We start from the raw sequence: 8,814 nt of genomic DNA on the forward strand, positions 1-8,814 counted from the left end.
CAAAACCTGTTCTGCTTCTGGCTGTGGGCATAAAGTGGACAATCTGCCGCTGTCGATACGTCAATGGACTTGCCCTGTTTGCGGTGCAGTCCATGACCGTGACGTAAACGCCGCCAAGAATTTGCAAGAATACGCCGTGAGTTACACGGTGTCTGCCTGTGGAGGGGAAGGCGCTGGCTCTCGGTGTAAGCCGAAAGCGAAACCAGCCCCCGTGAAGCAGGGATTCAACACCATGACTACTTTTAGCTAGCTATAGGTATATTTGGGTAGGTTTGAAATAACGGTGTGGCATACCGGCGGGACACCAAAAAGCTCTATGCTTCGGCGGTATTGCGGCGTTATGCCTCCGAGGGTGATTTGGGTTTTGGAGGGATTTATGAGCTTGATCCCACTAATCCTACGGCTGCTCCGGTGAAATGGTTCACGGTGGCGGATACTGGAACCTTGGCGGCTCGCGGTATTCCAGCGGATGGTGGCCCTAGCCATGACATCGAGGCATACCAAAAGATCGGTAAGGCTTCTTTAGGCGACATCGACATTTCTGAAGATGGCAAAACCCTGTATGCCATGAACCTCAATACCCGTTCTCTCGTGCCCATTGATATGGCAACGAAAACCGCTGGCACGCCGATTCCTGTCACTGACCCCGGCTGTTCTTCCGCTGATGACGTTCGCCCTTGGGCAGTCAATGTGCATGAAGGCGAGGTTTATGTGGGTGTGGTCTGTTCGGATGAAAGCGCCGGTAGCATTACCAGTAAATTTAAAGCTTATGTGATGAAATTGACGGGAAGTAGTTTCACCACCGTTGCCAGTATGCCGTTGGACTACGAAAAAGATTGGGCAGCACCGGGCGCTTACCCGACTCCTAAAGAGGCGTGTGAGGCGCAACGTGGCTGGTTCCCGTGGACATCGAATCCAGCAGATTTTACGAGTTTTGCCGGTTGTCGTGGTACGGGCGATGCTGATAAGAACACGGTCATACACCCCCAGCCAGTGCTGAGTGACATCGAGTTTGATGTGGACGGTTCGATCGTGTTGGGCTTCCTGGATCGCCTTGCCCTACAAGCGGGTGCTGGTAATTATGCGCCAGATGCAGCTAATACTGCGCTTTATGCAAATATGGGTGGTGGTGACATTCGTCGTATCTGTAACGTTGGCGGCAGCTATGTGGCTGAGGGTGGCCTAGGTTGTGCTTTTAACGGTGGTCAAAACCTGAGTAAGAACAATGAGTTCTATATCGGCGACCGCATTATGTACAGCTATAACGGCGACCCTACCAATCTGGAGTCAGCGCACTCGGAAACTTCCATTGGTGGATTGGCTTTGCGGGCGGGTAGCGGTGAAGTATTGATGTCCACGTATGACCCTATTGACGATACGGGCGGTAGTAATTTACGTTGGGCAACCCAGGGGGTGAGCTGGTTAAGCAATACTTCCGGTGACAAATTGGATAGTTTTGAAATTGTTAGCACGACCGATCAGGACTTTGCCAAGGCATCGGGGATGGGGGATCTTGAAGTTATGTGCGATGAAGCTCCGCTTGAGGTTGGCAACCGTGTTTGGCAAGACACCAACGGCAACGGTATTCAAGACGCCGATGAAGCGGGGATTGATAATGTAGATGTGACCCTGACTTGTGGCATCGATGCGGCGACTGTTAAAACAGCTAACGGTGGTCAGTTCCTGTTTTCCAACAAAGCCCATGCGACTTTCATGAAGCCGGGCGCGAGCTGCAAAATCACGGTTGCCTTGGGGCAAACAGCACTCAATGGCTTGAGTGTTACCAAGCAAAATGCTGATGGTGTGACGGATAATAATACATCAACCGACCTGCGCGATTCGGATGCAATACCGAGTGGTGAAATTACTTTTACGGTGGGTAATGCCGGTGAAAATAACCATACACTGGATATTGGTTACAAAATGACTCCAGCCCTACATAGTATTGGTAACCGCGTGTGGATCGACGCTAATAATAATGGTGTTGCTGATATTGGCGAGTCTGCGGTAAGTGCGGGTGTCAAGTTGGACTTGAAAAATGCCTCCGGTGGTGTGCTGAATACAACGACGACGGATGTTAATGGTCGTTACTTATTTAGTGGTCTGGATGCAGGTAGCTATCAGGTGTGTGTTAGCGCTGATAATTTTGCAGCCAGTGCCGTATTGGCGTATTACACGGCTAGCACAGGCAAAACACCGGTTCCCAAGGCTGATACTGATAATACCGATGGTGATGATAATGGCAGTGATGATACAGCGAATGGTCTGTGTTCTGATCTTGTGACCTTAGGCACGGATGAGCCAACCGGTGAAATGAGCGCAACAGGTAATGATGGCGCTGATGGTCAGGGTACGCCCGATACCCATTCCAATCTAACGGTTGATTTTGGCATAGTGCCGCCTATGGTGGTAAAAAAAGCGGATTTGTCTTTGACCAAAACAGCTAATCCGACTAGCGTAAAACGCGGCGATAAGGTGATTTATACGCTAACGGTGGGTAACGCGGGGCAGGATGATGCAACCGGCGTCAAGGTAAAGGAAAGCCTACCGGCTGGAGTTACGTGGGTCAGTGATGATGGTTTAGGCACGTATGACAACGTAAGTGGTATATGGACAGTTGGCGATATAAATAAGGATACAAGCAAGGTATTGAGTATTACTGTCACAGTGAATTAGCAAAAAATGCTATCAAGGGCATCTACCTGAAAGCGATCGGGTAGATGACTTCTTGATGTGAGGATTAAATACGATGAATACCCAAAAATTCAGCTTTGAGTCAGATCATTACACGCAATATGTGGTGTAGGTGAAAAAACTAAAATTTGATTTCCGCTTATTGGTAAAGGGCGATACGCATAGGTGGCTGTTCGATGTGTATATCTGCCAGAGCAGGATAGAAATTTCTCCTAGATAAATACAATCGTTCTTATAAGAAATTGTCGTGGGGCAAAAAATGTATAAAAAATCATCTATCTGGCGTTATGGACAGGTGGGCGTGGGCGTGATATTGCTATCTTCCCCCGCCGTATATGCTGATATTTCAGGCAAAGTCTTTCGTGATTTTAATGCAAATGGTGCACTGGATGTTGGTGCTAACTTCAATGAAGTGGGGATGGCTGGCATCACCGTCAAAGCATTTGATGCCGTTAGTGCCTCTCCTATAGCGACAGCGACGTCTGGTAGCGATGGTAGCTATAACTTGTCAGGTTTGAATGCTGCAACACATTATCGTTTGGAATTTTCTTGGGCTGATACTTGGCTAAAACCGGGCACATCGGGTGGTTCTTCGGTACAGTTTGCTGATGACGGTGCTGTCGATGTCAATTTGGCTGTGAATAATGCTGAGGATTACTGTGAAGCTAATCCATTAGTGGTTATTCCACGTTTGGATGCTGGTTCTGGTGTTGGTAATACGCATCCTGCTTTATTTTCATTTCCATATGACTCGACAGGGGGGCAGTTGACGGGGGATGGAAAAGAAAATAATACCAGTAATATCCATGCAACCATTGATGAGCTGGGTTCTGTATATGGTGTTGGTTGGCAGCGGGATAAGCGACGGATTTTTATTTCTTCGTATTTGCACCGTAATATCGGTTTTGCCGATGGCCCCGGTTATGTTTATGCGTTTGATTTTACAGGTTCTCCTACCACTTACAGTGCCAAGTTTGATCTTCAGGGGGTAACGCCAGCGAATGGCGGTGCTGCGATTGACTTGGGAAGTGTTACCCGTAGCACAGTGAGTGGTGCTATTAGTGCGGGAGCTACTGGTGATACGCAATTGAGCGATAACCCTACGCAGCCTCAGCGAGACTTGGATGGTTATGCCAATGTGAGCAAGGTGAGTTTTGGGGATGCTGAAGTCTCTGAAGATAATAAAACCTTGTGGTTGGTGAATCTGAAACAGCGTGCTTTGATTAGTGTGGATATTTCTGGGGCATCTTTGCCCGGTGCTGTTAATCAGTACCCTATCTTGTCTCAATCGGGTGTTCCTACTTGTTCTGGTGGTGAGTTCCGCCCCTTCGCTTTAACCTTTCATGATGGCAAGGGTTATCTTGGTGGGGTGTGTGATGCTTCTAGTAGCCAGTCTAAACAGGATTTACAAGGAAAAGTACTGGCGTTTGATCCACAAAATGTAACGGCTGGATTTGTCGCTGTATTGAATATTCCATTAGATACAGATCGTGGGTTTGCAGATAGTGCGGATTCTAGTGCAGATAACTATTACAACTGGAATCCTTGGATAGATACGTGGTCAGTACCTCCGCTTGTTAAAATAAATACTTATGATCATGTTTATCCAAACCCATTATTAAGTGATCTCCAATTTCTTCCCAATGGGTCATTGGTTATTGGTTTCCGTGACCGTTGGGGAGATATGATGACTAAGGGCTATAAAGCGATTAGTGGTAATACTCAGATAGCCACCAGCTTTAGTTGGGGGGATATGATGATGGCTTGTAATGTCAATGGAACGCTGCATCTGGAAGGTGATAATACTGACCTTTACTGCCCAGGAAAATTTGAATTCGTATCTAATAATTGGCAATATTTTAGTGATTACTCGGGGGATTCAAATCCTGAAGGTACTTCAGGGGCATTAGCGTATCTGCCAGGGTCTACGGATATTATCACAACCATGCTTGACCCCCAGCCACCAACTAATAACGGTGTTTATCATGCAGAGTATGCGTTAACTCATGGTATTCATAAAAATAATATTAATACGGGTGCTCAAACAGATTGGCATCAGTTGTTAGATCAAGATTACACGAATACACACAAGTCCAATTCCCTTGGGGATATAGAGCTGCTATGCAGTGAAGCACCGATTCAAGTTGGCAATCGTGTATGGCTGGATGCAGATAGCGATGGTATTCAGGATGCAGGTGAAGCAGGGCTTGATGGTGTGAAGGTGGATTTGATCTGCGGTACTGAAAAGGCTTCCATGACCACGGCAAATGGTGGGCAGTATTTGTTTTCCAATGCCAGCGGTGGTAATGCTACTTTTATGGCGGCTGGGGCAAATTGTCATATTGAAGTAGATAATACTCAAACACTATTGAAAGATTATAGCTTGACCACCGCGAACGCTGATGCTGTTATTGATAATAATGCTGTTACCGATTTGCGAGACTCTGATGCAGTCGATAATGCAGGTAAAGCAGATATTACTTTTACAGTGGCAGGCGCAGGTGAAAATAACCATACACTGGATATCGGTTACAAGGTGGCTCCTGTTAATACTGATTTGAAACTAGAGAAAATCAGCGATAAATCGGATGCTAAACGCGGTGATACGGTGGTTTATACCCTGACATTGACGAATGAAAGCGATGTGGATGCCACCGGTGTAAAAGTTGAGGATAACCTGCCAACTGGTATGACGCTCAGTACAACGACTGCTCCCGTTGCAAGTAAAGGGGCGTTTGTTGCGGGTGTCTGGGATGTGGGGACATTGCAAGCTAAATCAGTTGCAACGTTAAGTCTTACTGTGACGATAGATTAATATTGACGTATTCATAAGTGCCGATCACTGGATAAGATCATGACAGTATCGGCAGCATATAATTGATTAACTATAAATGGGCGATAATAATGAAAAGAACGACTGGCGTTAAAACCTTTTGGCTAACGGTTTGTGCTGTAGGTGTACTGATGGCTGCTAACCAATCTTGGGCTGCTGATATTACTAACTGTGCCGAAGTGTCTGCGTTGACAGAAGCCGATGTGGATTCACAACCAAACAATATGGTTGGCCTTACAGCGGCACAAGATGATGAAGCTTGTGCTCCTGTCACGGTTAATATTGTGTATGACTTTGGTGATGCCCCGGATAGTTACAAAACGACATTGGCTGTTGGTGGTGCTCAGCATGAAGTGGTGCAGTGGTTGAAGCTAGGCGCATCTATTGATGATGAAGTGGATGCGGCTAAACCATTGGGTGCTGATGCTGACAAAGATGGTATAGATGAAGATGGCATCAATATTTCATCGTTAGTCGTAGGGCAAAAAAATATCAAACTGCAAACAACGACACCTCCGGTGAACACATCAGGGGCTGATGCTTACCTTGCTTGTTGGATTGACTACGATGCTAATGGTACGTTTGATCCTAGCGAATTTGGCTCTGTTGTTGTGCCCAATAATAATGCATCACTCCTCGATATTGCCATGCCGGATGTGCCGTTAACAACCGTAGTAGGCGATAGTTATGCCCGGTGTCGTTTGAGTAATGTTGCCCTGAGCAATACGGAGGCGGCTGGAACGTTGTCGGATACGACAGGTTTCGCCGACGGTGAGGTTGAAGACTATAAAGTCAGCTTTACCGCCCAGCCGACGTTCGACTTGGCCTTGATGAAACGGGTTAAAACACCGGTACCGGATGCAACCGATCCGACCTTGCCCGTTTCCTTAAGTGTGGGTGATACGGTTACGTTTGAAATAACCGTTATGAATCAAGGTGGGGTTGATGCATCGGGTATTGCGGTAGTCGATTACATTCCAGCAGGTTTGAAACTGGCTGCATCATCAGAAACCCAATGGACAGTGACGGGTAATACCGCAACCCTGACTAAGCCTATCGCTAGTTTAGCGGCTAATGACAGCACGACCGTTGAAATTACCTTCATTGTAGAATCAACAGCAGCACTGGGTAATCTTGAGGGTGCAGCAGAAATTAGTGCGGCAACGGGTCTTGATGGCAGCGGTAATCTGTTGACAGATACAGACTCCACCCCTGATGCGACTAATGATGATACCGCCAAAGATGATGTGGTGAGTGAAGATGGCAAAGCTGCTAAAGCGAATGACGAGGATGATCATGATATTGCCAAAATCACTATCGTACCGAAAGTTGACCTTGAGCTGACCAAAACGATAGCTGATGATAAAGGGGTAACCATTACGGAAATCCAGCGTGGCCAAACCGTTGTCTACACTTTGTCGGTTGTCAACAAAGGTCCGAACGTTGCTACGGGTGTAGTGGTCAAGGACGTCTTGCCTAGTACTTTGATGTATCTTGAGCCAACCACCCCAAACCCGGCCATTGCTTACGATGCTGCGACACGGACACTGACTTGGACAGTGCCGGGTAGTTTGCCTGCTGACGGTTCTAGCACTGCGTTAGCAATTAGCGCGATGGTCAAATAAAAGGACTCAACGGTTATAAACCATTAAGCACAAGGATGTGCAAAATGTCTCTACCGTTCTTCGGATTTGAGTTTAGGCATAAATTCGATGAATGGTATTATTTTTCTGGCGAAATAATTTAATAAAAAATCAAAGCCAGAATATGTCGTGTGTGTGAATCGTCGGTCATTCGGCGAAAGACAAAGCACTAAAAATGACTGTGATGATTGAATAACGGCCAATAAGCGATAACCTTAGAACAAAGAGAGCCATAATAATGAAAAAAATGACTAGTGCAAAAGCACTATTGCTGACCTTCTGTTCGGTTAGCGTACTGACTGCCGCCAATCAGTCGTGGGCAGCGATAACGACTGTCACCAACTGTGCGCAAGTATCGGCAGTTGCTGAGGCCGATTCTAATTCGACGCCTAATAATAAAAGTGAAGCAGATCTATTGGATGCCTTTGCAGCTGACACCCTAGAGAAGGATGAAGCCTGTGTATCGTTGAAGGCATTACCAGCGCCCGTTTCTGTGGGCGACTATATCTGGGAAGACAGCAATCATGATGGCAAACAAACCATTGATGAACCTGCTCTTGCCGGTGTAACAGTCACCTTGTTAGACAAGGATGGTAAACCCGCGAAGGATATTAATGGCTCAGCCGTTCCTAGCGTGACCACCGACACTGCGGGTAAATACTTGTTCAGTGACCTAGCAGAAGGCCAGTACCAAGTAGTGGTCACTCCGCCAGAGGGCTATGTCGCTACTAAACCTGTTGGTGATATTGATAATACTGCCAACGATGACAGTAATTGCGCTGCGGATGGCAAGACTGCATTGTTCAGCCTGACATTTGGCGCTGAACCCACAGACGACGGTGATCCCGATGCCAGCAGCAATCTGAGCGTAGATTGTGGTTTCTACAAACCTACCCATAGCATCGGCAACCGTGTCTGGATCGATACCAACAACAATGGCTTGGCAGATGTAGGCGAAGAGTTTGCTATGGCGGGCATCAAACTCGAACTGAAAGACGCAACCGATAAGCTAGTAACCTCTGCCATGACCGATGCCAAGGGTCGTTACCTGTTCAGTGATTTGGCGGCAGGTAGCTACCAAGTTTGTGTTATCGCGGATAACTTCATTGCCGGTAATGTGTTGGAAGGCTACACGGCCAGTTCGGGGGGTAACGTACTGGATGCTAACACCGACATTGACGGTGATGATAACGGTACGGATGACACCGCTACCGGTTTATGTTCCAGCCTCGTCGTATTAGACGACAAAGAACCGCTGCTCGAAACCACAGCCACTGGCATGGATGGCGCTGATGGTGTTGGCACCGAAGATGCTCGTTCCAATCTAACCATCGATTTCGGGATTGTACCGCCTGTTGAACCTGCGAAACCCGTTTCCGTGGGGGATTACCTTTGGATCGACACCAACCAAGACGGCCTCCAGAGTGAAGATGAAGTGGGTCTAAAAGGCGCCACCGTGACTCTGCTAGACAAAGATGGCAAGCCCGCGAAAGACGTTGATGGCAATGCGATTGCGCCAAGCGTTACCGGTACTGATGGTCTATATGGCTTCACCAAACTGCCAGAAGGTGACTACAGCATCAATGTCAAAGCCCCAGAAGGCTACCTGCCGACACAAAACGCAGGCAGTGTCGACGATGTGCC

The 8,814-nt window shown here is 47.3% G+C and carries 5 protein-coding genes; all 5 read left to right on the top strand.

The window, feature by feature from the left end:
- Positions 1 to 250: zinc ribbon domain-containing protein (locus Q394_RS22105; RefSeq protein WP_156946915.1), on the top strand; the 250-nt coding region annotated here is incomplete at its 5' end.
- Positions 251 to 285: 35 nt separating this feature from the next.
- Positions 286 to 2,676 carry an SdrD B-like domain-containing protein gene (locus Q394_RS0116625; protein WP_028490236.1) on the top strand — a complete coding sequence of 797 codons (2,391 nt, stop codon included), beginning with the start codon at positions 286 to 288 and terminating at the stop codon, positions 2,674 to 2,676.
- A 265-nt stretch (positions 2,677 to 2,941) separates the two neighbouring features.
- The gene (locus Q394_RS0116630; RefSeq protein WP_028490237.1) at positions 2,942 to 5,509 is read left to right on the top strand and encodes an SdrD B-like domain-containing protein; all 2,568 of its coding nucleotides are present in this window, start codon (positions 2,942 to 2,944) and stop codon (positions 5,507 to 5,509) included.
- Positions 5,510 to 5,598: 89 nt separating this feature from the next.
- A complete protein-coding gene (locus Q394_RS0116635) occupies positions 5,599 to 7,152 on the top strand; it encodes a DUF11 domain-containing protein (protein WP_084260515.1) in 1,554 nt (517 codons plus the stop codon).
- A gap of 256 nt (positions 7,153 to 7,408) precedes the next feature.
- On the top strand, positions 7,409 to 8,814 hold a 1,406-nt coding region (locus Q394_RS20925; RefSeq protein ID WP_038141901.1), incomplete at its 3' end, for an SdrD B-like domain-containing protein.

The sequence above is a fragment of the Thiothrix lacustris DSM 21227 genome (assembly GCF_000621325.1).
Lineage (GTDB): Bacteria > Pseudomonadota > Gammaproteobacteria > Thiotrichales > Thiotrichaceae > Thiothrix > Thiothrix lacustris.

Excerpts from the sequence above, each read along its gene's own strand:
- Q394_RS0116635 (WP_084260515.1), top strand. The coding sequence starts at position 5,599 with ATGAAAAGAACGACTGGCGTTAAAACCTTTTGGCTAACGGTTTGTGCT.